Origin of the sequence: Thermovenabulum sp. (genome assembly GCF_049723235.1) — a bacterium.
GTDB lineage: Bacteria > Bacillota > Thermosediminibacteria > Thermosediminibacterales > Thermosediminibacteraceae > Thermovenabulum.
This window is the reverse complement of record NZ_JBNARB010000011.1, coordinates 42596-68668: the sequence shown is the minus strand read 5'-3', so window position 1 is coordinate 68668 and position 26073 is coordinate 42596. Positions and strand designations below refer to the sequence as shown.

The following is a 26073-nucleotide window of genomic DNA, read 5'->3' as shown; positions in this document are numbered from 1 at the left end:
TCTACATTTTTTCTGCTTTTTCCTCCTTTTCGACCTAAAAATATTTTACACTATCATTTATGCAAAATTTAAAATAAATATTGTGTATAATATGTATGATATAATTGAAAAAGATAAAAACGATTTTTAAGTAAAATTCGAGGTGAAAATTATGCCCCTTGACGGAATTACTCTTTACGCTTTATTATCCGAAATAAATAATAAAATTATAGAAGCCAAAATTGACAAAATATACCAGCCCAACACCCATGATGTATTATTTTTTTTAAGAAAGGGACGAGAGGAAATAAAACTCCTTTTATCCTGTCATCCTATGGATTTTAGAATATCCATACTTGGTACGGATGAAAAAGAAAATCCCATTACCCCTCCTCCCTTTTGCATGTTATTGAGAAAACTCCTGCAGGGCGGAAGGATAATTAAGATATCTCAGCTTAGTTTGGAAAGGATTATAACCATAAAAATTGAAAATCTCAACGAATACGGAAAGATTAAGGATTATTTTTTAATAGCAGAACTTATGGGAAAACACAGCAATATTATTTTGGTAGACGAAGAAGGAACCGTACTTGATGCTATAAAGAAAATAGGATCAGATGTGAACAGGGTAAGGGAAATACTTCCCGGGCAAAAATATGCTTATCCACCCGCAATCGAAAGGATTAATATTCTAACAGAAAGTGAAAATAAACTGTATCAATTACTGCAAGGCAAGGAAAAAGAAGAGGATTTCTATTTTGAAAAATGGATTCTGGATAACTTTTGCGGTTTCAGTAAAGTAGCCGCAAAGGAAATCTTATATAAATCATCGATAGAAAATAAGGAAATCACACAAATTTTTTTAGAACTCAGGCGCAATTTGAATGAGAGAATTTTTATTCCAACTATTTTTTATGAAAAAGACAACAAAAAACCTTTTGATTTCTGGGTTTTTCCAGTGTTGCATTATAAAAACCGCTACATCGAAAAAAAAGTTAGCACGGTAAACGATGCTTTAGAGGTCTTTTATAAAGAAAAACATATTTGCGAAGAATTTACACAATTAAAGAATAGTTTATTAAAGCAATTACAGGACTACTTAAAAAAACAGATAAAAATATTATCTCAAAAACAGGAAAATCTTTCTGAAACAAAAAATAAGGAAAAATATAAAATTTACGGCGAGCTAATTTTGGCAAATTCTTTCAAAATAAAACAGGGGGATAAACAAGTAATATTATATAATTTTTACAATAACGCTGAAGAATCCATTATACTGGATGAAAAATTAACTCCCTCACAAAATGCGCAAAAATACTTTAACCTTTATAAAAAACTCTCCGCTAAAGAATCGATAATAAAAGAGCAAATAGATAAGATAAACCAGGAAATCTATTATATTGAAAATACTATTTTTTCTGTAGAAAATGCGGAAAACTTAGAAGAGCTTTACGAAATTGAAAAGGATCTGGAAAAGGAAGGTGTTATTAAAACCTCCAATAGAAGAAACGAAAAAGTTAAACCTTCAGAGCCTCTTAAGTTTATTTCCTCCGAAGGTTTTACAATACTTGTAGGCAAAAACAACAGGCAAAATGACTATATAACTTTTAAAAAAGCATCTTCTGAAGATATCTGGCTTCACGTAAAGGATTTTCCTGGCTCCCATGTAGTTATTTTAACAGAGGGAAAAAAAGTAAGCGAATCAACACTTTTAGAAGCAGGAATCCTGGCTGCTTTTTACAGCAAGGCAAGACATGGAAGTAAAATTGCTGTAGACTTTACATTGAAAAAATATGTAAAGAAACCTCAGGGAGCAAAACCGGGATATGTAATATATGATAATTATAAAACATTGTTTGTTACACCTGAGGAAGAAATAATAAATAAGCTATTTTTGAAAGATTAATACGCAATCTTCTCCATCAATTTCTTGAAGCTTTACCTTTACCACCTCATCATTGGAAGTAGGTACATTTTTCCCCACATAATCAGGGCGTATGGGCAGTTCTCGATGGCCCCTATCAATTAAAACGGCTAATTGGATTGCCTTTGGCCTTCCTATATCAATTACAGCATCGAGGGCTGCCCTTACCGTTCTCCCCGTATAAATAACATCATCCACTAAAATGATAATTTTACCTTTGACATCAAAAGGTACACGCGTAGTATTGATTAGGGGTTTTTCGGATAGTTCGGAAAGGTCATCTCTATAAAGGGTAATATCTAAAATTCCTACCGGTACTTTTATCCCTTCGAACTGATATATTTTATTTGCGATCCTTTCAGCCAGCGGAACTCCTCTCCGCTTTATACCAATCAAAGCTATATCCATGGCTCCCCGGTTTTTTTCCAATATTTCATGGCTTATTCTGGTAATTGCTCTATCCATTAATTTCTGGTCCATAATCCTTGCTTTTTCCAGCATGATCTCACTCCTTTCTCAAAAAATCTAAGATTTGTTTAATATCCTCCGGTAGCGGGGCCTCAAAAACAACAAATTTATCCGTAGAGGGATGCCAAAAACCTAATTTATAAGAGTGTAAAGCTTGACCTTTAATATTGAAGGGATTCTTTTTTTTAGAATACAAAGGGTCTCCTAGAACGGGATGCCCTATAAAGCTCATATGAACCCTTATTTGATGAGTCCTTCCCGTCTCTAAATTTACTTCTACAAGAGTGAAATTTTTAAACCTTTCCAGCACTTTGAAGTGCGTTACAGCCCTCTTTCCATTTTCTACCACAGCCATTTCCGTTCTTTTGAGGGGATGTCTTCCTATAGGTGCATCAATTGTAGCCTTTTCTTCGCTTATTACTCCAAATACCAGAGCTAAATAGGTTTTTTTAACTTTTTTCTCCTTGAACTGCATTACCAAATTTCTATGGGCCTTATCATTTTTTGCTACCACCATTACTCCAGAAGTATCCTTATCTAATCTATGAACAATTCCGGGTCTAATAAGTCCATTAATACCTGATAAATCCTTAGTATGATACAATAAAGCATTTACGAGAGTTCCTGAATAATTACCCGGTGCGGGATATACCACCATTCCCCTGGGTTTATTTATCACGACAATATCCGAGTCTTCATAAATTATATCCAAAGGAATAGGTTCAGGGTCAATACTGTATTTTTTGGGTTCAGGGATTTCAGCAATAATTAAATCACCGCTTTTTACCTTGTAATTAGCCTTGGAGGTTTTCCCATTTACTTTAATCCATCCTTCCTCGATTCCCTTTTGAATATAGTTTCTCGAGATATCATCGATTTTTTCCGTTAAAAATAAATCAAGCCTTTTTTTAGCATCCTCTTTTTCTACAATGAATTCGAAGTATTTATTCAAAAGAAGCCCTCCCGAAAGCTTTTAAGTTAGAATAATTTTATTTCATCCTTTTCAAAAATTAATATATAAGAAAGAATCAGAACTCCAAAAACCACAGCCATATCTGCCACATTAAAAACCGGCCAAACTCTAAGGTCAATAAAATCGACTACATAGCCTAACCTGATCCTATCCAAAAAATTTCCAATTGAGCCACCAAGAATCAAAGCTAAGGAAAATTTTGTGGTGTTTGAGCTTTTAATACCTTTGATCAATAAAAATAAAATAAATAAATTAACAATTAATGAGACAATGGCAAAAAAAGGAATATTCCCCTCCAGCAAGCTAAAAGCCGCACCTCGATTTTTTACATATGTAATATAAAGAACCGGATTTATGACAGGAAAAGATTCATAAGGATTCATTCGGGTTTTTACAATAAACTTCGTAATTTGATCTAACAAAACAACAATTGCTGAAAATATTAAAAATACCACTTAATATTCCTCCTGGATTTTAATTGTTATTCACTACAAACACTTAATTAATTTTTATTATACTATATATTTTCCTATCATTGATATACCTAAATAGTATTAAAAAATCCCGCATCAAAGCGGGATCTTATCTTCCAAGCTCGTTTTTTTCATTTTCAGCAAAATCGTTGTTTTTTAAAATTTTATCTGCCCTATCGGTAATTCCCCTTCTTTCATTTCCATCAGTATAAGCATCCTTATAATCCTTGCTGCCGGGTTCATCTTGGGGAGTGTTTGCCGTGCCGTAACGGGCTACGTCCTGCCATGCATCTTCTCCATCATAAGCTGCATATTCGGTATCATCAAGAAAGCTTCGACCAAAAGGAAAGCTCAAAGATTCTTCTTCCACCGGTCTTGACTTTCTTGATAAGTCTTTCTCTTCCTTTCTATTGCAACCGGCGCACAGGGTGGTGTAAGGAATAATTTCCAACCTTTCTTCCTCTATTTTTTTACCACAGCTTTCACAAATACCGTATTTTCCTTCTTCCAATTTCTTCAAAGCGTTATTTACCTTAATAAGCATAATTCTTGCGTTATCTCTAATACCGAGATCTTTTTCCCTTTCAAAGGTTTCATTTCCTAAATCCGAAGGATGATTATCGTAAGAAGAAAGTTCTCCAACAGATTCTTTCAAAGCATCCGAACCTCTTTTATTTAATGTATCTATTTGAGACTCCAATTCCTGTTTTAAATCCAATAGTTTTTTTTTGTAATAATCCGGGTTTTTCATTTTTATCACCTTATTTAGTTGATAATTCGTTCTGTACAATTTTTATTATATCTGCTATAAAATCACCAATAACCGGCAGTTTTAAAATAACCATTTTCTGCAAAACATATATAACAAAAGCTCCCAGTAAAGTAAAACCTATTGCCATTCCAAATCCCCGGGCTACTCCTGCTAAAAAATTCAGGTAAAGAAGCCTTGACGGATTTCTGTATAACTCCAAATACTCGGTCAAATTTAATTTTTCAATTCTAACACTTAATTCTTCCATTTTTTCAATTATTTTTTTGAATACCGCATTTTCATTATCATCTTTTAACATAATATTTCTCCTTATTAGGATTTTCAAAACATAACTTATTTATTCCCACTTAAATAATTTCAATTAAACCTTCTACAATTTCCGCCGAAGTCTTAGAAGCAAATTCAACAAAATTTTTATAATCTAAAAGAGCACTGCCATCCGCTTTATCGGAAATACTTCTTATCACGACAAAAGGTATCTGATTCAAGAAACAAACATGAGCAATTGCCGCACCTTCCATCTCAACACAAAATCCATCGAAATTATTCACAAGATATTCTACCAATTCTCTGCTGTTTACAAATTTATCCCCTGTTAATATCCTTCCTTTAATTATTTTATTATCTTTTAAAATTTTTTTACCGGTATATAACGTTTTTTCCACAAGTTCTTCATCCGCATTAAAAACCTTTACTCCCATATTAGGTATTTCGCCCACTTCATGTCCAAAAACAGAAGCATCCACATCGTACTGTATTAAATCCTTTGAGACAACAACATCTCCGGTTTTCAGGAAATCCAAAAGACCTCCTGCAACCCCTGTACAAATTATTCTTTCCGGTGAAAATTTGTCTATTAAAAACTGGGTGCATAAAGCAGCATTGACCTTTCCCACACCGCTTTTTACAATTACAACCTCTTTTTGCCTAATTTCCCCAAAATAAAAATCTAAATGCAAATGGCGCAATTCCTTAACATCGCTCATTCTATCCCGTAGTAGTTTTATTTCTCTATCCATTGCACCTATGATTCCAATAATAAGCAATCATCCTCTCCAGAATAAGTTTAAAGCTTAAACCGTAACGGCAGATTTTACCTTTACGCCATTAATTTTCCCCAGTTTTCCCGTCAATGCCCCCAATTCATCGGTGGTGGCATCAACAATTAACGCAATTACCGAAATCCCTCTTTCCCGGTAAGGAATACCCATCCTTCCCACAATAAGATGTGCATATTGGGAAAGAAGGGTATTTACTTTTTCTGCAGCTTTTTCCCTGTCAAAAACTACAATTCCAATAACAGAAACCCTTTTTGTATCCTCCATAAAGTCACCTCTTGAATAAAAATCCTCTTAACCTTTTTTATTTTTTCTCCTCTGAATCTTCATCGCAGGTAAAAGCTGCTTCTTTTACAGAACACGTTTTCTCGTCCATAAAAAATTCAAGACCTATTGTATCAATGGTTTCCAACTGGGCTTTTAAAAAATTTACAAATCGCGTTTTAAAAATTATAAATTGTTTTATTATTTCTTCCTGCTGTACTAAAATACGCTTCCTTTTATTTTCAGCATCAGAAATAATATCCTTAGCTTTACTTTCCGCTTCTTTTAAAATTATCTCTTTTTCTTTCTCCGCATTAATCCTTACTTCTTCTGCAGTTTTCTCAGCCAATACTATAGCCTTTTTTAAGGTTGTTTCCAAATCTTCATATCCTCTCACTCTTTCGGATAATATTTTTATTTCTTCTTTTAATTGCTGGTTTTCTTTATAGATTTTTTCATAAGCTTCAGATACTTTTTCCAAAAAATCTTTTACTTCCGTCTCATCAAATCCTCTGAAAGATTTTTTAAATTCCTTCTTTTGGATATCAAGCGGTGTTAAACTCATAAATCAACTCTCCTTAAAAATCATTTCTTTTTATTAAAAGGGAGCAATTCCCCTTCATTTCCCTTCATTGTATTTTCTATATCTATTCCCGAAATGTCAATATTACTGGGTGTAAATACGAAAGTTCCGCTGCCAACTTTTTTTACACTGCCGTCCAAAGCATATACGCTGCCGCTTAAAAAATCTATTATTCTCTTTGCATTCTCTCTGTCAATACTTTCCAAATTCACTATCGCCGCTCTCTTGCTCTTAAGCTCATCCGCTATTTCTTCTACATCTTCAAAACTCATTGGTTTAAAAACCATCATTTTATTTTTAGGAATTTGATGGATGTTTATTATTCTGCCTTTTTCCCCTTTTGAGTTTGGAACATTAAATTCTTCTACCTTTTCTTCCGATAAATCGTCATCAATCCCTAAAAAGTAGAGGATTTTTTTAAAAAAACTTTTATTCCCCATTTTCACCTCTTCCTTTCTCCAAAAATTCCGGTGCCAATTCTGACCATATTTGCACCTTCTTCTATTGCCACATCAAAATCATGGGTCATCCCCATGGAAAGATATTCCATTTGGATATTAGGTATATTTGCTTCTTTTATTTTTAGAAAAAGTTCATACATCTTTTGAAAATAAGGTCTAACTTTTTCGGTATTTTCGTAAAAGGGCGGTATTGCCATTAGTCCTTTTACCTTAACATTTTCTAATGAAGCTACATTTTTTATTAATTCTTCCGCTTTATCGTAAGTTATTCCTGATTTTGTAATTTCGTTTCCTATATTAACTTGAATTAAAACATCCATAACTTTATTTTTTTCTTTTGCCCTTTTATCAATTTCCTTGGCTAATTCAAAATCGTCCACCGATTGTATCATCGAGAATAATTCTACCGCATACTTTACTTTGTTTCTTTGAAGATGACCTATCATATGCCACTGGGCTTCATTTTTCACCTTATCTTTTTTTTCTTTTGCTTCCTGAACCCTGTTTTCTCCTATTACCTTAATACCGCATTCGATAGCTTTATCGATTTTCTCCGGAGTAACAGTTTTGGTAACTGCCACTAATATTATTTCCCTCGGGTCTTTATTAGCCTTAATCGCTGATTCCTCAATTTTATAACTTATTCTTTCAATATTTTCTTCTATCAAAAAAAGTTCATCAAAGCCTCTTTGATATTCCATAACAATCCCCTCTTGACGAGAATTATATCACCGGGTTTTAAGCCTCCGACCACTACATTTTCGCCCTCTTCAAAAATAACCTCCACGGGTTTATATATTAATTTGTCCCTTTCTTTAATAAATACCCCGTCCTTATCCCCCACTCTTATTATAGCAGATTTTGGCAAGGTTATCCCTTCATAACCCTTTAAAATTATTTTAAATTTTTCTTTTCTCTTTTCATAAAGGCCAGGCAAATCTTCGTTAACAAAAAATAGTAGTCTTCCATTTCCTAAAATTTTTTCCAGCTTAGCAGAAAAATTTTCTCCCGATGATGATTCCATATTATAGAACCGGCCCTTCTTTAAATTCTTTTCCTTGCATTCAGCCAGTATGTAAATATTAAAATTATCTATAATTTTTAACACTTTTTCGTTTTCTTCCACATAATCCTTTTTCTCTATATTGGTATCCATATTATTAACTGAAAAAAAATCTATCTTCCCCAATTCATCTTCCTTACCCAAACTCAATTTTTCTTCAAAACCATCTAAACAGAAACTTACAATACCCGAAATTGGGGAATAAATAACCGGTTCAATTAAACTCCTTTTGTTTTCTAATTCGGAAATTTTTTCTTGAATTATTTCAATATTTTTTTGCCTTTCTTTTGATAATCTTTCTCTTTCTTCATATAAGGATTTTAGTTTTGCCTTCAACTTTAATTTATCTTCATCTTTTCCTTTACCGCTATAAAGATTTTTTTCCAGTTCATCAATAGATTTATTTAATGTTTCTAATACGGGTATAGATGAATTTTTTTCATCTTCCAGTTGTTTTTTCAAATTTGACACATCTTCTTCTATTTTTTTTGTCATTTCAAAATCCGTAATTACTTTAAAAAGCGGTGTGCCCACCCTTACCCTTTCACCGGATTTTACGAGATATTCAATTTTTCCCCTGTATGGCGAAGTGATCACCTTTTCATTTTTTATTATTATACCTTCCGCTTGCATAAAATCACTAACTCTATTAATCCCGGCTATTACATACTTATTTGAAAATATGAAAGATAAAAGGAAAAATATTAATAAAAAACATAAGGAAAAATATATTATAAAACTTTTGCCGGACTTTTTTCTTCTTTTTAAAATTACTACTTTGCTGTTATTTACACTCATTTTACTCACCCGTGAATTCAGAAATTATATTTTTAAAAACTGCCATTTTTCACTTTTTAAACGATAAAAATATAATATTGCCCTTACAACCCAATCTATAAACATAGCAATCCATGCTCCTAAGATGCTTAGATGAAAATATCTCATAAATAGCGAGGTGAGGCTAAGTCTAACAATCCACATCCCAACAATATTAACATATAGTACAAAACGAGTATCTCCGGCCCCCTTTAATGCTCCCGAAATCACAAAACTTATAGCTTCAGGAATTTGGGTAAAAGCGACTATTCGCAAAAGCACAGCAGCCCTTTCAATTATCTGCGGATCATCGGTATATATTCTTAAAAAAAATACCGGAAAGATAAAAAATAAAAGGCCCATTATACCCATTGTAATAACAGCCATTCTGTTCGAAATAGATACACTTATCCTTGCCCCCTGGAAATCCTTAGCTCCAAGTTTTAAACCTGTTAATGCCGTTGCCGCCGTAGCAAAACCAATCCCAGGCATATATGAAAAAGATTCCACATTTATACTTATTGAATGAGCAGCATACAAAAGTGTTCCTAAGGATGCCACTTGCCTGGCATATTGCATTTGCCCTGCAGAACTAATGATCCTTTCCAAAGCTGCTGGAACGCTTATGTATATTATCCTTTTAAATAAATCATAATTAAATCTTTTTACCAATTTTAAAAATTCAATATATAGAACACCCTTTGGGTTTTTTAATTTATAGAAGATAATCATTGCGCCTATAAACCTCGATATAGAAGTTGAAATACCTGCTCCCAGCGCTCCTAAGGCAGGAATCCCAAACTTACCAAATATTAAAATGTAATTTAATATTATATGAATGATATTTAACTGTAGGTTCACAATCATTGGAGTTTTAGTATCTCCAACTCCCCTTAAAGCCGCAGTGATGATTGTGAATAAAAAGAAAAACATCATACCGGGCATCATCGCTCTAAAATAAACCGCCCCTATTTCTTTCACCTTTTCTTCTGCATTCATAAAATCTAATATTTTTTCTGCAAATATGAACCCCGAGATTACCAAAAGTAATCCAAGGATAAAAGAAAAAATCATTGATTCCACCAAAACTAATCCTGCCTCTTCATCATTTTTGGCACCTTTTGCGCGGGCGCAAAAGGTGGTCGTACCAACTGAAAGGCCCATAATTATTGAATTAATAAGCATGAAAGGCTGCATCGATAAACCAACGGCTGCGACAGAAGTGGCGCCCAGCCGTCCAACCATTGCCATATCTACTACTTGAGAAACCATTGCAAGAGTTTGCTCAATAACTACGGGCCATGCAAGATTCCAAATAGATTTTAATACGGGATACGTTTCCTCATTAATGTTAAACACTTTTTTAAAAAATTCTTTAAAAAATTTTTTCAGCGGTAAATCCTGCAAAGTCGATATCCTCCTGAGTATATAAGATAGAGGTTATATTTAGAAATATAATATTTATTTTCTACAAAACAGGAAAAACTCCTTTTAGAAACCTATTAATAAATTACACTTAGCAAAAAATTTTGTTATGCCCTTGCAAAATTTATAAATATCAATTATAATAATACCTGTAGTTAATCGGGCTGTAGCGCAGCTTGGGAGCGCACTACCTTGGGGTGGTAGGGGTCGTGGGTTCAAGTCCCGCCAGCCCGACCATTTTTATGTTCGCAATTATTTAGTATAAAATTATCAGTTGAAGAGGCAGGTTTACTACCTGCCTCTTTTAGTATTTAATATATTTATTTCTCTCCGATATTAAGTGCACACGCTTACTCCTTCATTGCAGGGATCCAAAATTAAGTAATTTGCTTTTATACCATAATTGCTGAAGGTGCCAACCATAAATTCTCCTGCTTTCTCTGCATCTTTTTTATCACATATTCCTGCAATCGAAGGACCTGCACCGCTTAAAAAAACGCTTAAAAGTCCTTTTTCTATTCCTCTATTTATAATTTCTTCCATACCCGGTATTAAAGAACTTCTATAGGGTTGATGCAACTTATCTTTGCAAAGCGCATTCAAAAAGGAAAGGTCTTTTTGCGCTATACAAGCAACAAGTAGTGCGGTTCTGCTCATATTATAAACTGCGTCCTTTAAAGGAATCTTTTCAGGGAGTACTTTTCTTGCATCTAAGGTTTTTAAATGAAATTGCGGTACTGCAACAACAAAACACAGTTCTTTTTCAGGTAAACTAAATTTTTTATAAAAAACCTTTTCTCCATCAAACAGGGAAATGGTAAACCCCCCTAAAAGAGCTGGAACTACATTATCGGGGTGCCCTTCTATGTTAGTAGCTATGTTAATAATTTCGTCCATCGAAAGGGGATTCCCCAAAAGTTCATTTACAGCTACTATCCCACCAACAATTGCAGCTGCGCTGCTACCAAGTCCCCTGGCAAGCGGAATATTATTAATTAATCTTATATGTAATTTTTTTTCAAAACCAAAACGGTCGATTATTTTTTTTGCCGATTGGTAAACCAGATTTGCTTCATTCTCAGGTAAAATATTTTGACCTTCATTTAATACCTCTATTTTTATCTCATCAGAAAAATCCATCTCTATTATATTAAAAAGGGATACCGCTACTCCAAGGGTATCAAAACCCGGGCCCAAATTTGCTATAGTAGCAGGAACTTTTACCCTTACCATTTACATCCATCCTTTAATAAATTTTTAGAAACTGTTAGATATTTTCTTTTACTGAAAAATTATTTTAACCAAATCATTTATATCTGGAGAAGAAATGTAATAATCTTTTTCTAATTTCATGGCCGTTTCAGGATCTTTCAATCCATTACCGGTTAATACGCATACTACTTTTTCTTTTGCTTTGAAAAACCCTTCCCTGCAAAGTTTTATAACACCTGCCACCGAAGCGCATGAGGCGGGTTCTGCAAAAATCCCTTCTTTTTTTGCTATTAAAGAATAGGCATTTAAAATATCCTCATCGGTAATTTTATCTATAAGCCCTTTTGACTCCTCCTTAGCTTTTACAGCTTTTTCCCAGCTGGCCGGATTACCTATTTTTATAGCCGTTGCTATGGTCTGCGGATTTTCTATAACTCTGCCTTCCACTATTGGTGCTGCACCTGCCGCTTGAAAACCCAGCATTTTAGGAAGCTTCTCTACTTTTTTCAAAGAATAATACTCCTTAAAGCCCTTCCAGTAAGCGGTGATATTCCCCGCATTACCAACAGGAATTGCCAAATAATCAGGAGAATCTTTTAGCTCATCGCATATTTCAAAAGCAGCGGTTTTTTGGCCTTCTATCCTGTCAGGATTTATAGAATTTACTAATGTGATAGGATACTTCTCAGAAATTTCTCTTACCATCTTCAATGCCATATCAAAATTGCCTTCAATAGCTATTATCTTTGCACCGTAAGCTACCGCCTGAGACAATTTTCCCAAGGCTACCGCATTATGAGGCACCAATACAGTGCAGCTTATTTTTGCCTTTGCGGAATAAGCAGCAGCCGAAGCCGATGTATTACCCGTAGATGCACAAATTACCGCTTTTTTGCCATTTTCTTTTGCCTTAGATATTGCCACCGTCATACCCCTGTCCTTAAAAGAGCCGGTTGGATTCATGCCTTCATACTTCAAGTAAATCTCGCATTTAGTATTTAAATGTTCCTCCAAGTTATAAGCCCTTATCAATGGAGTATTCCCCTCATTCAATGTTATAATATTTTTCTTTTCCTTTACCGGAAGGTAGTCAAAGTACCTTTCGATTATTCCTGCCATTATTTATACCTCCTCTTTTACCCTGATTACGTTAGATACTTCAGCTATATCATCCAAGGAATTTATTTCATCCACAGCTTTTTGAATATTTTTAAAGGTGGTTTCATAAGTAATTACTACTATTTCCGCTATATTTTTAATGGAATTTTTCTGTATAACCATATAAAGATTTATATTGTTTTGTCCGAATATCCCCGAAATTTTAGAGAGCACACCGGGCTTGTCCATAGCTTTTATTCTAAAATAATAAGCCGAACGGAAAAGTTCGATGGGTAAAACCCTTTCATCTCTGAAACATGTGCAGTTTAGTCTATTTTTTTCATCCGTTTTTAATGCCTTTATAATATCCGAAACTACAGCGCTGGCAGTAGGCATCTTACCAGCCCCTTTTCCGTAAAACATGAGCCTTCCCACTGCATCGCCCTCGACTATCACCGCATTATATACATCTTTTACCGAACTTAGCGGATGCTCTTTCCTTAAAAGAACCGGTGCCACCAACACAAAAATTCCATCTTTCGTACGCTGTGCTTCTGCAATTAGTTTTATTGTAAATCCCAATTCCTGTGCATAATTAATATCGGTATAAGAAATACCATTTATTCCCTCAGTATACACCTTATCCGGCGTTACCCTTACGTTAAAGGCTATTGACGCAAGTATCGCTATTTTCCTTGCGGCATCAAAACCTAAAATATCAGCTGAGGGGTCGCTTTCAGCATAACCCTGCTTTTTAGCCATTTCCAGTGCTGTAGAAAAATCCACTTTATTTTCTTCCATCTGGGTTAAAATAAAATTGGTTGTCCCATTTAATATGGCTGTAATATTAGCAAATTCATTGGCTATGAGACTTTCTTTTAAAGGTATTATTATGGGTATTCCTCCTGCTACACTTGCTTCAAAAAGGAGGTTAACTTTATTTTGAAGTGCAAGCTCCAGTAATTCTCTGCCGTGTTTTGATATTACTTCTTTATTTGCCGTAACCACGTGTTTTTTATTTTTCAATGCCTGTTGAATATAGGTTAAAGCAGGTTCTTCTCCTCCCATCACTTCTACCACAAGGTCAATTTCCGGATCATAAATAATATCTTCTGGCTCATATGTAATAAGTTCTTTTAAGTATTCCGGTCTTTTTTTTACTTTATTCTTTACAAGGATTTTTTTAATATTTAAGGTTAAGCCGCCTTTCTTTTCAATATTGCCGTTGTTTTTTAAAATCAGCTCTACAACTCCGCTCCCTACCGTACCGAAACCCAAGATTCCAATGTTATACAACCTTATCCCCCTTTTTGCTCTTTTATTCCTGAGCTAAAATTTCTATTTTCTGTACCCCGGGCTTTTGTTCTAAAATTTCTAAAAGTTCTTCGATATTCTTTGACAATTCTTTGGTATCAAAGGAAATCGTTACACTTGCCGAACCCTGGATGGGTATGTTCTGATTTATGGTTAATACATTACCTCTCGCTTTTGCAATCTCTTCCAGAATGCCTGATAAGACCCCGGGCTTATGCTCTAAAATTAAAGCAATGGTAATAATTTTGCCCAAGCTGGCTTCATAAAATGGAAAAATGTAATCCTTATATTTATAAAAAGCGCTCCTGCTAATTCCTACCTTCTCACAGGCTTCATTTACAGTTTTAACCGTTTTATTTTTTATTAATTCCTTGGCCTTAACAGTCTTTTTTAAAACTTCTGGTAGTATTTCTTCTTTTACAATATATAGCCCTTTAGTGTCCGTCAAAACAACACCTCCTGTCTACATTATATATACATTTATCTTTGTATGATAGACATTATATCATATTGGTTTTTTTTTAGCAATTATTAATTTTTGTACTAAAATTTAACAAAAAATAAATAAACGCCTAATTTTGCTAATAATAGGCGAAAAAAAGAAGTTAAATTTCATCATGATTTTCCATTTTTTCAAGTTTGTAAATAATATAAGTAACTGCCAAAAGGTCCGCAGCTCCGCCCGGACTTATATTTTCCCTTATAAAATACTTATCCATTTTCTCTATATATAATCGTCCCTGTTTGGTTGACATTCCACCTAAGTAAATTGCATTTTTTGCATGGTCTTTCATAAGATATAAGCCTTTAAGGCCTTTTCTGTTTATCACAGTTGTATCTTCGACCTCAGCCATTATATGAATTAAAGAGTGGACTGACGAATCGTTTAAATTAAGTCCAATTTTTAATCCTTCCTCGAAAGCAGGAAGTCCATATTCAAGAACCGTGGGAAGACCCCTTTCCACCTCTCCTCTTATACCCTCAATCCCATACCTCAAATAAAGCCTTTCTCCATTTGTAAGGTATTTATTCACATCAATATTATTTAGCTCCCTTTCAACTATTCCTTTTGTTATATCTTTGATAATATTTGATATATTTTTTCTATCAATAGAAAGATTTAATTTTCTGCACCTTCCCACACTTGCCCCTATAAGCCCACAAAGAAAAATAAGTCCCTTTTGCGTATTCACTCCAGAGGTCACACTAAACATATCCTTTTCAGCTAATAAGCCTATTTTTCTTATTCTTTTTAAAATATCATCATCGTATTTGAGCCCTATCTGAACAAAATAGGGCATATATTTAGAAAGGGTAGCTGTACTTCTTAAAAAGGTATTGTAATCCATATCCCTATGGCTTCCCTTTGAAAAGGGTGAAACTAATCCCGGGGATGGATGGGAATTAATTTCAACAAGCATCCCTTCGGTCAAAATCCTGCCAACATTTTTTGAAAACTCATCTGTTAAAAGACTTTGTAACAAACCGCATCTTCCTTTACTAATTTTAAATTAATGCTATTTTATTGAAATTATTATCCTTTACTTATAAAATTTTGTATTTTTAAATTAATAGCCCTGACAACTTCTTCTACTTTGTGCATCCCTTCCCTTGAACATTCTCTTGCACTTTTACTGCACAGGACGCATTTTCTCTCGTCAAATCCAAGTTCTATCCTTGACACAGGAACTTCCCCTTCGTATATATCTATATCAAAAATCCTTCCTAACGGGTGACTTTCTTCTATTTCAACAGCTAACTTTTTTGTCTCAAACTTGTCCATATTTAATACGAGCAATAAGCTTTTCCCATCATAACCTTCATCTGTCTCCCTATGGATTATAAACTTTTTAAATTTTTTAATGAGTAGAGAATACAACACATTAAAGGCAAGGTTTGCCTCTAATGTGTTTTTGTTATCCCCAGGGTAATTTATCTTTCCGCAAAGAACAGGAAGGTTATATTCTTCATAAAGCTTTAATATTTTTAAAAACCTTTTTTCCCTATCTTCAAGTATTCTTATCAATGGGGACTATCGCTCCTTTTTATTTTTTCTATTATTCCTTTTGCTTCTTCTGATACTAAAAAACTATATGTTGTCTCAGGAAGATAAATTTTTGTATCCTCAATTCTTCCCTGCTTTATAAGACTTCTTACAAAAGATGCGCTAACTGGAGCATCTTTTATTTTCAATCTTTCAATTAATTTTACCTCAACTCCAAAGGAGGGTAAAATCTCCTTAAGGGCATTATTGTATGCATTTGTTACCTTGCAGTAAGGTTCTGTTCCTACATATCTTTTTATTATATTAAATTCCTTTGCTATATACCTTCCAAATATTGCTGCATCAAGCCTTGCAAAAGCTGTTAATCTTTCATCTTCCCTTCTTAAAAAATAGCTTGGGAAGGTGGCTGAAGAGATTATATATCTCCCTCCAGGCAAAACCTTTACATTCTTTAAATCCTTAACCCCTTCCTTTACAAGTTTTAATCTAACATCAAAAGGGAATAAGGATTTATTTTCTTCAACTACGAAAACTACAACCTCATAATTTTCCCTCGATGCGGTTTCTATAAGGTATCTATGGCCTAATGTAAAGGGATTGCAGTTCACAACAAGGGCTGCCTTTTCATTTGAACTTAATCCACTTTTTAAAAAACTATTCTTTACATATTTTTGTATATTTGCAGCCCCTCCCTCAAGAAGAACAACATCTTCATTTCCTTCAACAAACCTATAGCCCAATCCTTCAAAGATAGCTTTATTTTCAGGTTTTGTAAAAATAAAAGTTTCATATATACCCTTGTCAAAAAGCTTATTTTGAATACTTGTTAAAAGCTTTGCTGCAATTCCTTCATTTTGGAATTCTTTAGAAACAGCAAAATCCTTTATTATATCCCCTGCTGCAGAACAAGTTCCAACTACTTTACCATTTTCCTTCGCAACTAAGGTTATTTCAACATCTTCCTCTAAAGTGAGGTCAAACTCCTTTAAAAAGCTTCTTACCTCTTCTAAATCCTTTGTTTCAAAAATTTCCATAAAATCACCTAACCTGCCTTACAACATCAATAACAGTCCCATCCCTATACTCAACAACTGCAACTATTCTTTCATCAAACTCTACCTTTTCAGGAACACCTGTTAATCTTTCTGCCATGTTTTTAAGCTCTTCTATTGTGAATATCGGAAGATTTGAATCCTTTAGTCTTTCTAAAAGGTCCTTTCGTTTTGGGTTTATTGCAATTCCCCTTTCGGTAACAACGGCATCAATGGTTTCACCTGGGGTTGTAACTGTAGTTACCCTATCCACGATTATGGGAAGCCTTGCCTTTGTAAGCTGAGTTACAACAATTGCAAGCTCAGCTCCTGCTGCAGTATCCGAATGACCTCCAGATCCTCCCATTATAATTCCTTTTGATCCTGTTGTAACATTAACGTTAAAATCGGTATCTATTTCCGCTGCACCGAGTATCATAACGTCGAGGTTATTTACAACTGCACCTTTATTGTGGGGATTGCCATACATTGATGCTGACATTCTCTGATGGGCCTTGTTGTTTTTGTAAGACTCTACTGCTTTAAGGTCAAAGCACTGAACATCAAATAAGGTTTTAAACAATCCTTCCTCAAACATCTCCACTATATATCCCGTAATTCCACCTGCTGCAAAACTCCCCTTAATATTTTTTCTTTTCATAATGTCCTTTACATAGGCTGCAACAGCAAGGGAAGTTCCTCCCGCACCTGTTTGGAAGGAAAAACCATCTTTTAACAAACCTGATTCATCAATAAGCTGTGCAGCAAGTTTTGCAATTTTAAGTCCTACAGGATCCTTTGTTATCCTCGTAGTTCCAGAAACAATACCCTTAGGATCCCCAATTGAATCAACCTTCACAATATAATCAACATATTCCTGACTTATTTCAATAGGGCATGCTGGATAATCAACAAGATTATCTGTTATAGCAACAACCCTTTCAGCATACATCGCATCGGGAATAGCATAGCCTAAACTTCCGCAGGCTGACTTTCCTTCAACTCCGTTTATGTTTCCGTAAGTATCACAGGTTGGCGCTGCAATAAATGCAATATCTATATCCAAGTCTTTGCTTTCTATAGCTCTTGCCCTTCCTCCGTGGGTGTGCATAATAGCAGGATATTTTAAGAGTCCACAAGATACAGCCTCAGCGACAGGTCCCGACATATAATTTGTATAAATTTGAGTTACAACTCCATTTTTAATATGTTCAACTAACGGGGCGTGGCATGGGAATATTGAGCTTGCCGCAACCTTTATATCTTTTATCCCCAGCTTTGCAACTTCCTCTAAAACCATGTTTAAAACATAATCCCCGTTTCTTAAATGATGATGAAAGGATAAAGTCTTTCCATCCTCTATGCCGCACTTTAAAAGTGCATCCCTTAATGAAGGAAGAACTTTATTTTCACCAGGCTTTACGCTTTTTATTTTTACTGAAGTTTTTTTAACTTCACCAATATTTTCATAAGCTCCTATAAAGGGTTTAACCTTTCCGTAGCCTTCTATGTATTCAGGAAGTTCCCTCTTTACTGCATTTATCATGATATCACTCCTTTATAAGGCCTATGGCCTTTGCCTTCTCTAAGACATTCTTAGCCCTTACAAATAAAGGAGCATCTACCATTTTACCATCAAGGGAAAATACTCCTTTTCCTTCCCTTTGTGCCTCATTATAGGCTGCAATAACCCTTTTTGCCCACTCTATATCCTCAATGCTTGTTGAGAAAACTTCGTTTATTATATCTATCTGCCTTGGATTTACAGCAGCCTTTCCGGTCATGCCTATAAGTTTTGCTCTTTGGCAATCCCTTTTTAATCCTTCAAAGTCATTTATATCCGTAAAGGGAGTATCTATTGCATCAACTTTTAGAGCTTTACATGCAAAAACGATCCTGCTTCTTGCATAAAAAATTTCCTCTCCTTCCTTTGTCCTTTTTATTTCCATATCAGCTGTTAAATCCTCAGCACCAAGCAAAACCGCAGCTACCCTTTTAGAGGATTTAACAATGTTGAATACATCCTCAACCCCAAAGGCAGTTTCTATAAGGGGAATAAGCTTTATACTTCCTAATTTAAAGCCTTCTTCCCTTTCAATAGTCGAAATAAGCTCATCTATCTCCTTGATTGCATCCTCCGTTGCCTTTGGAACCAAAAGGGCATTGGGCTTTACCCTTGCAATAACATCTATATCCTCATATCCAAGCTCAGTATTTATAGAATTTATCCTCACAACTTTTTCACACCCATTAAAGTCAAGCTCTAAAAGGGCATTTCTGACCAAAAACCTTGCCGAATCCTTTTCATCTATGCTAACCGCATCCTCAAGGTCTAAGATTATACTATCCGCACCAAGTACAGGCGCATTTTGAATCATAGACGGATTATTCCCAGGAATAAAAAGCATACTCCTTCTCATAAGGTATCACCTCTCCTAAAGTGGCATCCACTTTGACTTTTTGACACTATTTTATTGCTCTTTTTATCGCTGTTTCTACCCTCGCTCTTATTGTATAATCAAGAGCACCCCTATCCTTTGCCACCACAAGGGCGTTTTCAACCTCAAGCTCTTTTAAAGTATCCATAATAACCTTTTCTATCTGCTTTCCAAACTGCTTTAAAACTATGCTATCAAGCTGAATTTCATTTCCTTTTTCATTTGGATATACCATGATGTAGATATCATTTGATTCCATCGTACCTGCCTTAGCAGGCTTAGTTATTTTCATAGCACCCCTCCCATTGTATTCACTTTGTTTGAATTAATAATAGCCTCGTTTATTCTTTCCCTATTTTTTGATAATGTTAACACCCTTTGCATTTCATTGTAGACTATCATAAATCCTTCATCAACGCCCATTCCCGGTTTTGCAAGGCACTGGTCTGCATTACATGCTATAGCTATATTTGTTAAAACCTGTGCTGATCTATCGGTTTCATTGCAAGTTCCTCCGCAGTACGCTCCTATTCCATGCTTTTTGCAGTAAAGTATTGCCTCCGCAACATTGTTTATTCCCCCAAGATCTGGAGTCTTTATCTGAATCATATCAGCAGCACCTTCATCAACAAATAGTTTAATATCTTCCAGGGTATTGCACCATTCATCCGCAACGATTTCAACTCGAATTCCCTTTTGCTTTAAAAGGTTTCTAAGCTTTTTAAGTGCTTCAAGCTGCCCTTCCCTATTTTCAACATCCACAGGCCCTTCTATCCTTAATTTAAATGGCTTTGCTATTTCCTCAAGTTCGCCCAAATAATTTGCCATTTTTTCATAGTCCATGTTAAAAGCTATTCCAATGGTTCCGTAAACATCTATATGAAGAATTGGATTATATCCTTGAGAAGTCCTTAATTTTAGAATCCTATCTTTAAGCCAAGCTACATACCCTTTTAAAAGCTCTCCCTTTTCCCCAAGCTTTTCCTTTACGTTGTTTATAAGGCCATGCGGCAATACATCTGCACCCTTTAGAATCATCTTATCAACATTGATGTATCTATCATCGCCGGATTGTGTAAAAATAGGAATCTTTTTAAATTCAACGCCTGTATTATATTCATCTCTTATTACTTCCGCCATAGTAACCTTTCTTGCCTTTGCAACTGCATCTAATATAGCCTGAGTTACTCCGTATCTTATTGCAGTATGGAGCCTTTTCCCCGCTATTTCCATATTGTCTATTTCTTGGGCCATTTCTTTAAAGGTTGTTATTTCCCTTCCTATAAGCTTTGGTGAAATGTATTTTTCAATAACTGGAATAAACTCTTCAGCTAAAAATAGAGGGTCTCTTCCACCTGCACCTGAGTATTGAACAGCTGCACAATCACCAAAGGCAATTTGACCATCTTCTAATATAAGCATAACAGAAATAGACTCTCCAGCCATTCTTATGGTCTTAAATCCTTCAGTTACAGGCTCTCCTATGTAAACAAATCCATCATGTGGAGCACCCTTTTTTATAGCCCTTTGGTCATCAAAGAAAAATCCCGTCCTTCCTGCTGATATTAACACATCTACAATTTTCATAAAAATTCCCAACCTCTCTCACAATGTTTAATTAATAAATTAGCCTTCCTACTAAGAATCCCTTCCCGACAGCATTAATATCATCCACCACCATTTGGAATCCTACTTTCCTCTTTTCATACCTTGCCCTTTCCTCTAAAAGGCTTCTATGAAAATCCTTGATTTCCTTTGTAAACGGGAGGTTTCCAAATTCAAGTATTCTAACTGCACCATTGTTGTCCCTTGCAGGAAGTACTTTACCTGCATTGAACTTGCTTGGTGCAAAGGGAATGTCTAAAATTCCCATTTCAAAGGCCTTTACAACCCCTACAGCAAGATCGCCTTTCCCAACCTCAAACACCTTATCAAGTATGCACTTTGTTTCCATTTTAATAAGTTTGATTTCTTCCTCTAATTCCTTTGACATAGGAAGCCTCTGACCTTTTAATAAGTTTAACGTCTGCTTTGTTGCCTTAATTCCAGCTGCATTAGCTTCTTTGGTTGGAATTCCAACAGCTTCATGAGGAGTCTTTACTATAACCTTTGTAGCTCCTGCGAGGGCTGCTGTTGCTGAACCCCATGAAATAACTCCAAAGGCCTTTGCCTCATCCTGTGGGAATCCTCCCATCCATTGATGGAATACAGTTGTAAGCTCTACATCATATCCGTATTCTTTAAAGTATTCATTAGCCTGCTCCTCTAAAGCCTTCATTGCTGCGACATCCTGAATTAAATTTCCACACTGTCCATATCCTAAGGTGATATTCTTAACACCCTGTTCTGCAGCAAGTAATCCCTCTATTATAGCAACTGCATTTGATATACTGGGTAAAACTAAGGTTCCTGTTAATGGACCAAATGGTTCTCTGTTTAAAGAAATTCCCATCTCTTCATAAAGTCCAGCTAATCTATCGCAGTACTGCCAATCAAGTATTGACTTTTCGAGGCTCACATTTTTTGCATAAGGAATATTGTATGAAATTGCACCGCCTTCGTTTGAAGTCCACCCTGCTGCATGTATTATTTCAGATAAAAGCCTTGCGTCCGGTGTTCCATGCCTTGCTTGAAGTGGAAGGCCAATCGCCTCAAAGACCCTTCTACATCCTTCAACACCGTGGTTTACCGCAGGAAATCCATTTAGCATCGAACGGCCGGCCTTTCTACTCTCTTCAAGCCCTATCTCACATTCCTTATATCTATTTTGTCTCGTGTAACTGTCAATAGTTGTCGGCAATAAGTCTGCTTCCCCTTCATCTTGAAGATATTTTAAGAGGTTTATATGATCCTCTATCAATGCAACACCTGCCCTTGGCTGTGCTAAAGTTATTCCTTGTTCCTTAGCCTTTTTTAGCTTAAAAGGAAAACTTTTATGTTCTGGCACTTTCCTTAAATATTCTGCAGCCTCCTCTAAATTCACTCCTTTTCCCGTTGGCCACTGGTTTAATACCTCTTCTCTTACTCTAAAAAATTTATCTTCTGTCCACTTCTTATTTTTAAGTTCCACATTATTCCCCCCTTAAACCTTTACTATATACTTTTTAATAATCCTTAAAGCTTTGTCCGGATACTTTTCAGCTAATAATCCCATGGCAGACAATATATACTCTTTATCTACTAATATTTCAGGATTTACCGGTTTTAAATAATTTGGAGCTGCAGGATTGAATTTTCCCGTTGAAAGTATTTTTTCAGGGTTCTTGCTATGGACTATAACTCCTCCTGTTCCAATCAAATATTTTACATTCAAAAGATCCTTCCCTACCTGAGAGTAAATTGCCCCCAAAGGAGTATATAAGCACTCGATTGTTCCCACATGCCTTTCCATAGCAATTTCTGTTGCTGCCATTCCAAGACTTTCATCAAATTCCAAATCTTCCTCATTCTTAGGAACAAAACTTATATTGGATTGAAGAAATTTACATCTTTCTTCAATATCGCATTTGCTATTAGGTATGAACTTACTAATTCTTTTAATTCCTGCAGTCTCCAAAAGGGATACTGCGCTAACCCTCATACCAAGGTCTCCTTCAACCGTCCTTTTTGCGTAGGGTTCTGGAAGTCCTTTTAAAGTTACTCCGGCCTTTGAAGGCTCTCCACTTGCTATAGAATGAACGTCTGTAGTTGCCCCTCCAATGTCAACAACAATAAGCTCTCCTATCCCTCCTTCTTTATCTGTTCCATCAGCGAGTATCTTTGCAGCCTTTAATACTGCTGCAGGAGTTGGCATCAATATGCTGTTAATAAACTTTTCTGCCCTTTTCATCCCTTTGGCTTCGACTATTTTTTTCATGAAAATTTCTCTTATAACTTTCCTCGCAGGTTCTACGTTTATTTGGTTAAGCTTTGGCATAACGTTCTCGGTAATCTTATAATAAATATTGTATTTATTGAATATATCACTTATCTCATCCTGTGCATTTTTATTCCCAGCAACAACTATTGGAACATTTTTTATATATTTTGCTATAAGTTTTGCATTATGGATTATACAGTCCTTGTTTCCACCATTTGTCCCACCTGCGAGAAGAATTATATCTGGCTTTTTGTCTATAATCTCCTCAATCTCAAACTTTGTAAGTTCGAAGCTATATACGCCAAGAATTCTCGCACCGGCACCAAGGGCAGCCCTTTTTGCAGCCTCAGCTGTTAATTCAGGCACTAATCCAATAGCTACCATCTTTAGTCCACCTGCAGCGGAAGAACAGGCCAATTTTTCCACAAAGTTTACCTTATTTAAATTTATCTTTTCCTTTAACTTTTCAAAGGCATTTTTAAATCCTATCATTATATCTGTTTGAACTGTTGTTAAGTCCTTTGCCGTTGCAAGTATTTCCTCATTTTCTAAATCAACTGCAGTAAGTTTCGTGTACGTGCTTCCAAAATCTATCAAAAGTGCTGCATCCATGATACCACCTAATCCTCTATCCCTAAATCCCTTTTGAGGTCTCTTATACCTATCTGTGGAGATGTTCCGGGTGGATAAACCCTGTTAAAGCCCATCCCTTTAAACCTTTTTTCAACATCACTCCAATCTTGTTTTCCAACCACAAGATTGCCACCGATATAAAGTAAAATATTTTTAAGCCCTGCTTCATCACACTTTTCCCTTAAACCTCTACAGTCTATTTCCCCATGGCCGTAGAGGGACGAAACCAATATTGCATCCGCGTTTGTTTCAATAGCAGCATTAATAAATTCCTCTTGTGAACACATAACTCCTATGTTTACAACATTAAATCCTGCTTCTGAAAGTGCTCTTTCAAGAATCTTATTCCCTACAGCATGACAGTCAGCTCCAATAACACCTAAAACAACAGTTTTTTGCATATAATTGCCTCCTTTCCAGTTAAAATAAAAAGTTTTATTAATTCATTTTTTAAATTGTTTAATTTTCGTTAGTCTTTATAGTTTATACCATAGCTCCTTTAGATTATTGAATATAGTATATTGTATACATGAATTTAATTTTTTATATAAACAGAAAAGCAATTCTTGTATTACTATTTACATTTTTTTTATTTTAATATAAAATACGAATAAATTTTTTGTCAATCCCTAAAAAAAAACTTACAAAAATATAAGGTTGGCTTACCACCAACCTGTAAGAATCTTAACTTTTTTTGATTTATAAAATAATACATATGATGCTCCCGCTTCCTTCGTTGACAATTCTCTGCAAAGTTTCCTGAAGCTTTACTTGAGCTGCTTCGGGCATATGTTGTAGTTTGTTCTGTATTCCCTCCCTAACAAGCTCCTGCAATGATTTGCCAAAAATATTTGTCTGCCATATTTTTTCAGGGCTTCTTTCAAACTCGCTCATTAAATAATTTAACAGTTCTTCACTCTGTTTTTCCGTACCTATTAAAGGAGAAACTTCGGTCTGAATATCGGCTCTTATCATATGAATTGAAGGAGCCACCGCCCTTAATCTTACTCCAAAGCGGAATCCCTGTCTTATAATTTCCGGTTCTTCCAGGGTTAGCTCATCTAATTGCGGTGGAACAATACCGTATCCTACCCGTTTTACATCCTCCAAAGCTTTTGCGACTTTGTCATACTCTTTCTTAGCTTTTGAAAATTCTTTCAATGTTTTAATTAAACTATGATCGTTCGTCACTTCAACGCCGGAAATTTCACTCAGTACCTTATAAAAGAGCCTATCGGGTGTGGAGATTTCGATATCGGCTTTTCCGGTTCCGGGATTTAGTTCTTTCACCCTGACGTTTTCTATCAAATCACAGGTTTTGAAAGATTCCAATACCTTTTCTACATCCCTCAGGCGATAGATATTCTTCACATTTTCCCGGAGGGTCTCTTCAATATTTTTCTTTAACCAGTGCTCTTTTTCAAGGGCATCCACCCATCTTGGCATCTTAATATTGATTTCCATTACAGGGAACTCATAAAGAGTCTTTTCAAGAATTTCATAAATATCTTCTTGTCTTAAGTTTTGACAGTCGTACAAAAGAACCGGTACATCGTATTTTTCCTCCAGTATCTCCCTTAATTCCTTTGTTAATTCATCTTCGGGCTTTGCTGAATTCAAAACCACCACAAAGGGTTTTCCGATATTCTTCATTTCCTTTATAACCCTTTCTTCTGCCTGAACGTAATTATCCCTCGGAATATCCGTGATTGAACCATCGGTAGTAACCACAATACCTATTGTGGAATGCTCTTCAATTACCTTCCTTGTACCGATTTCTGCTGCTTCCTGAAAGGGTATTTCCTTCTCATACCAGGGCGTACTCACCATCCGCGGTCCATTTTCATCTTCATAACCCAGGGCTCCTCTTACGGTAAAACCGACATTATCCACAAGTCTTACTCTTAATTTAATGTTATCCTTTATAGTAATTTCCACGGCCTGACTTGGAATAAATTTCGGTTCTGCTGTAGTTATTGTCCTGCCCGCACCGCTTTGTGGCAGTTCGTCTTTTGCCCTCAGCTTTGCATTTGGATCATCGATATTTGGAAGCACCAAGAGTTCCATAAACTTTTTTACAAAAGTTGATTTTCCGGCCCTCACAGGACCTACTACCCCGATGTAAATATCTCCCTTGGTTCGTTCAGCAATATCCCTGAAAAGATCAAAATTTTCCATCATCTCCCCTCCTTAGCCTAAGATTTACTTTGAACGAAGAATTCCC

At 35.3% G+C, this 26073-nt stretch carries 28 protein-coding genes and 1 tRNA gene; 2 read left to right on the top strand and 27 right to left on the bottom strand.

Going from position 1 to position 26073, the window contains the following annotated elements; translation table 11 throughout:
- Nucleotides 1–151 precede the first annotated feature (151 nt).
- Nucleotides 152–1885: an Rqc2 family fibronectin-binding protein gene (locus ACPLOV_RS07170; RefSeq protein ID WP_424909746.1), complete on the top strand. Its 1734-nt coding sequence runs from the start codon at nt 152–154 to the stop codon at nt 1883–1885.
- Here ACPLOV_RS07170 and pyrR read toward each other — a convergent pair.
- From pyrR to ACPLOV_RS07110, 12 genes are all read right to left on the bottom strand, one after another.
- Nucleotides 1868–2404, bottom strand: coding sequence for a bifunctional pyr operon transcriptional regulator/uracil phosphoribosyltransferase PyrR (gene pyrR, locus ACPLOV_RS07165; RefSeq protein WP_424909747.1), 537 nt, complete (start codon nt 2402–2404; stop codon nt 1868–1870). The two genes, ACPLOV_RS07170 and pyrR, sit on opposite strands and share 18 nt — an antisense overlap.
- A 4-nt stretch (nt 2405–2408) precedes the next feature.
- Nucleotides 2409–3323 carry an RluA family pseudouridine synthase gene (locus tag ACPLOV_RS07160; RefSeq protein ID WP_424909748.1) on the bottom strand — a complete coding sequence of 305 codons (915 nt, stop codon included), beginning with the start codon at nt 3321–3323 and terminating at the stop codon, nt 2409–2411.
- Nucleotides 3324–3349: 26 nt separating this feature from the next.
- Entirely contained in the window at nt 3350–3799 is a 450-nt protein-coding gene (gene lspA / locus ACPLOV_RS07155; RefSeq protein ID WP_424909749.1) for a signal peptidase II, read from the bottom strand.
- 127 nt (nt 3800–3926) lie between these two features.
- Complete coding sequence (locus ACPLOV_RS07150) at nt 3927–4568, bottom strand: TraR/DksA C4-type zinc finger protein (protein ID WP_424910903.1); 642 nt, start codon at nt 4566–4568, stop codon at nt 3927–3929.
- Nucleotides 4569–4578: 10 nt separating this feature from the next.
- On the bottom strand, nt 4579–4836 hold the full coding sequence (locus ACPLOV_RS07145; RefSeq protein WP_424909756.1) for a DUF5665 domain-containing protein: 258 nt from the start codon (nt 4834–4836) through the stop codon (nt 4579–4581).
- Between the two features lie 100 nt (nt 4837–4936).
- Entirely contained in the window at nt 4937–5635 is a 699-nt protein-coding gene (locus tag ACPLOV_RS07140; protein WP_424910902.1) for a 5'-methylthioadenosine/adenosylhomocysteine nucleosidase, read from the bottom strand.
- 27 nt (nt 5636–5662) lie between these two features.
- The gene (locus ACPLOV_RS07135; RefSeq protein WP_068748116.1) at nt 5663–5914 is read right to left on the bottom strand and encodes a TM1266 family iron-only hydrogenase system putative regulator; all 252 of its coding nucleotides are present in this window, start codon (nt 5912–5914) and stop codon (nt 5663–5665) included.
- Nucleotides 5915–5951: 37 nt separating this feature from the next.
- Nucleotides 5952–6476 carry a DivIVA domain-containing protein gene (locus ACPLOV_RS07130; protein ID WP_424909752.1) on the bottom strand — a complete coding sequence of 175 codons (525 nt, stop codon included), beginning with the start codon at nt 6474–6476 and terminating at the stop codon, nt 5952–5954.
- A 20-nt stretch (nt 6477–6496) separates the two neighbouring features.
- On the bottom strand, nt 6497–6934 hold the full coding sequence (locus ACPLOV_RS07125; RefSeq protein ID WP_424909753.1) for a cell division protein SepF: 438 nt from the start codon (nt 6932–6934) through the stop codon (nt 6497–6499).
- 2 nt (nt 6935–6936) lie between these two features.
- On the bottom strand, nt 6937–7656 hold the full coding sequence (locus ACPLOV_RS07120; RefSeq protein WP_424909754.1) for a YggS family pyridoxal phosphate-dependent enzyme: 720 nt from the start codon (nt 7654–7656) through the stop codon (nt 6937–6939).
- On the bottom strand, nt 7620–8816 hold the full coding sequence (locus ACPLOV_RS07115) for an HlyD family efflux transporter periplasmic adaptor subunit (RefSeq protein WP_424910901.1): 1197 nt from the start codon (nt 8814–8816) through the stop codon (nt 7620–7622). Before ACPLOV_RS07115 ends, ACPLOV_RS07120 begins: the two co-directional genes overlap by 37 nt.
- 24 nt (nt 8817–8840) lie before the next feature.
- Nucleotides 8841–10241 carry an MATE family efflux transporter gene (locus ACPLOV_RS07110; protein ID WP_424909124.1) on the bottom strand — a complete coding sequence of 467 codons (1401 nt, stop codon included), beginning with the start codon at nt 10239–10241 and terminating at the stop codon, nt 8841–8843.
- A 178-nt stretch (nt 10242–10419) separates the two neighbouring features.
- Between ACPLOV_RS07110 and ACPLOV_RS07105 the strand changes: the two genes are divergently transcribed.
- Nucleotides 10420–10496, top strand: a tRNA-Pro gene (locus ACPLOV_RS07105).
- 99 nt (nt 10497–10595) lie between these two features.
- Here ACPLOV_RS07105 and thrB read toward each other — a convergent pair.
- The 15 genes from thrB to spoIVA form a co-directional block, all read right to left on the bottom strand.
- Nucleotides 10596–11492 (bottom strand): homoserine kinase, encoded by an 897-nt coding sequence (gene thrB / locus ACPLOV_RS07100; protein ID WP_424909125.1) that lies wholly within the window; start codon nt 11490–11492, stop codon nt 10596–10598.
- 48 nt (nt 11493–11540) lie between these two features.
- Complete coding sequence (gene thrC, locus ACPLOV_RS07095) at nt 11541–12590, bottom strand: threonine synthase (RefSeq protein ID WP_424909126.1); 1050 nt, start codon at nt 12588–12590, stop codon at nt 11541–11543.
- A 3-nt stretch (nt 12591–12593) separates the two neighbouring features.
- Complete coding sequence (locus ACPLOV_RS07090; RefSeq protein WP_424910900.1) at nt 12594–13865, bottom strand: homoserine dehydrogenase; 1272 nt, start codon at nt 13863–13865, stop codon at nt 12594–12596.
- Nucleotides 13866–13887: 22 nt separating this feature from the next.
- A complete protein-coding gene (locus ACPLOV_RS07085) occupies nt 13888–14331 on the bottom strand; it encodes an ACT domain-containing protein (RefSeq protein WP_424909128.1) in 444 nt (147 codons plus the stop codon).
- Nucleotides 14332–14488: 157 nt separating this feature from the next.
- Complete coding sequence (gene citG / locus ACPLOV_RS07080) at nt 14489–15367, bottom strand: triphosphoribosyl-dephospho-CoA synthase CitG (RefSeq protein WP_424909129.1); 879 nt, start codon at nt 15365–15367, stop codon at nt 14489–14491.
- 50 nt (nt 15368–15417) lie between these two features.
- Entirely contained in the window at nt 15418–15909 is a 492-nt protein-coding gene (gene citX, locus ACPLOV_RS07075) for a citrate lyase holo-[acyl-carrier protein] synthase (protein WP_424910899.1), read from the bottom strand.
- Nucleotides 15906–16922, bottom strand: coding sequence for a [citrate (pro-3S)-lyase] ligase (gene citC, locus ACPLOV_RS07070; protein WP_424909131.1), 1017 nt, complete (start codon nt 16920–16922; stop codon nt 15906–15908). The genes citX and citC overlap by 4 nt, the downstream gene beginning before the upstream one ends.
- Nucleotides 16923–16926: 4 nt before the next feature.
- Entirely contained in the window at nt 16927–18465 is a 1539-nt protein-coding gene (gene citF / locus ACPLOV_RS07065) for a citrate lyase subunit alpha (protein ID WP_424910898.1), read from the bottom strand.
- A gap of 4 nt (nt 18466–18469) precedes the next feature.
- Nucleotides 18470–19339 carry an HpcH/HpaI aldolase/citrate lyase family protein gene (locus ACPLOV_RS07060; RefSeq protein WP_424910897.1) on the bottom strand — a complete coding sequence of 290 codons (870 nt, stop codon included), beginning with the start codon at nt 19337–19339 and terminating at the stop codon, nt 18470–18472.
- Between the two features lie 46 nt (nt 19340–19385).
- Nucleotides 19386–19649 carry a citrate lyase acyl carrier protein gene (gene citD / locus ACPLOV_RS07055; RefSeq protein WP_068748104.1) on the bottom strand — a complete coding sequence of 88 codons (264 nt, stop codon included), beginning with the start codon at nt 19647–19649 and terminating at the stop codon, nt 19386–19388.
- Nucleotides 19646–20944, bottom strand: a complete 1299-nt coding sequence (locus ACPLOV_RS07050) for a methylaspartate ammonia-lyase (RefSeq protein ID WP_424910896.1) — start codon at nt 20942–20944, stop codon at nt 19646–19648. Before ACPLOV_RS07050 ends, citD begins: the two co-directional genes overlap by 4 nt.
- 31 nt (nt 20945–20975) lie before the next feature.
- The gene (locus ACPLOV_RS07045; RefSeq protein WP_424910895.1) at nt 20976–22427 is read right to left on the bottom strand and encodes a methylaspartate mutase subunit E; all 1452 of its coding nucleotides are present in this window, start codon (nt 22425–22427) and stop codon (nt 20976–20978) included.
- Between the two features lie 12 nt (nt 22428–22439).
- Nucleotides 22440–23828, bottom strand: coding sequence for a methylaspartate mutase accessory protein GlmL (gene glmL, locus ACPLOV_RS07040; RefSeq protein WP_424910894.1), 1389 nt, complete (start codon nt 23826–23828; stop codon nt 22440–22442).
- An 8-nt stretch (nt 23829–23836) separates the two neighbouring features.
- The gene (gene glmS / locus ACPLOV_RS07035) at nt 23837–24250 is read right to left on the bottom strand and encodes a methylaspartate mutase subunit S (RefSeq protein WP_424909138.1); all 414 of its coding nucleotides are present in this window, start codon (nt 24248–24250) and stop codon (nt 23837–23839) included.
- A gap of 298 nt (nt 24251–24548) precedes the next feature.
- Nucleotides 24549–26027 (bottom strand): stage IV sporulation protein A, encoded by a 1479-nt coding sequence (spoIVA, locus tag ACPLOV_RS07030; RefSeq protein ID WP_424910893.1) that lies wholly within the window; start codon nt 26025–26027, stop codon nt 24549–24551.
- Nucleotides 26028–26073: the final 46 nt, after the last annotated feature.

Bases quoted from the DNA above. Each gene is read 5' to 3' on its own strand.
- ACPLOV_RS07170 (WP_424909746.1), top strand. From the start codon at position 152: ATGCCCCTTGACGGAATTACTCTTTACGCTTTATTATCCGAAATAAAT.
- glmL (WP_424910894.1), bottom strand. From the start codon at position 23,828: ATGGATGCAGCACTTTTGATAGATTTTGGAAGCACGTACACGAAACTT.
- thrC (WP_424909126.1), bottom strand. From the start codon at position 12,590: ATGGCAGGAATAATCGAAAGGTACTTTGACTACCTTCCGGTAAAGGAA.
- ACPLOV_RS07135 (WP_068748116.1), bottom strand. From the start codon at position 5,914: ATGGAGGATACAAAAAGGGTTTCTGTTATTGGAATTGTAGTTTTTGAC.
- citC (WP_424909131.1), bottom strand. From the start codon at position 16,922: ATGGAAATTTTTGAAACAAAGGATTTAGAAGAGGTAAGAAGCTTTTTA.
- pyrR (WP_424909747.1), bottom strand. From the start codon at position 2,404: ATGCTGGAAAAAGCAAGGATTATGGACCAGAAATTAATGGATAGAGCA.
- ACPLOV_RS07145 (WP_424909756.1), bottom strand. From the start codon at position 4,836: ATGGAAGAATTAAGTGTTAGAATTGAAAAATTAAATTTGACCGAGTAT.
- ACPLOV_RS07050 (WP_424910896.1), bottom strand. From the start codon at position 20,944: ATGAAAATTGTAGATGTGTTAATATCAGCAGGAAGGACGGGATTTTTC.
- spoIVA (WP_424910893.1), bottom strand. From the start codon at position 26,027: ATGGAAAATTTTGATCTTTTCAGGGATATTGCTGAACGAACCAAGGGA.
- ACPLOV_RS07150 (WP_424910903.1), bottom strand. From the start codon at position 4,568: ATGAAAAACCCGGATTATTACAAAAAAAAACTATTGGATTTAAAACAG.
- glmS (WP_424909138.1), bottom strand. From the start codon at position 24,250: ATGCAAAAAACTGTTGTTTTAGGTGTTATTGGAGCTGACTGTCATGCT.
- ACPLOV_RS07130 (WP_424909752.1), bottom strand. From the start codon at position 6,476: ATGAGTTTAACACCGCTTGATATCCAAAAGAAGGAATTTAAAAAATCT.
- citF (WP_424910898.1), bottom strand. From the start codon at position 18,465: ATGATAAATGCAGTAAAGAGGGAACTTCCTGAATACATAGAAGGCTAC.
- ACPLOV_RS07060 (WP_424910897.1), bottom strand. From the start codon at position 19,339: ATGAGAAGGAGTATGCTTTTTATTCCTGGGAATAATCCGTCTATGATT.
- citD (WP_068748104.1), bottom strand. From the start codon at position 19,649: ATGAAAATAACTAAGCCTGCTAAGGCAGGTACGATGGAATCAAATGAT.
- ACPLOV_RS07115 (WP_424910901.1), bottom strand. From the start codon at position 8,816: ATGAGTGTAAATAACAGCAAAGTAGTAATTTTAAAAAGAAGAAAAAAG.
- thrB (WP_424909125.1), bottom strand. From the start codon at position 11,492: ATGGTAAGGGTAAAAGTTCCTGCTACTATAGCAAATTTGGGCCCGGGT.
- ACPLOV_RS07125 (WP_424909753.1), bottom strand. From the start codon at position 6,934: ATGGGGAATAAAAGTTTTTTTAAAAAAATCCTCTACTTTTTAGGGATT.
- ACPLOV_RS07120 (WP_424909754.1), bottom strand. From the start codon at position 7,656: ATGGAATATCAAAGAGGCTTTGATGAACTTTTTTTGATAGAAGAAAAT.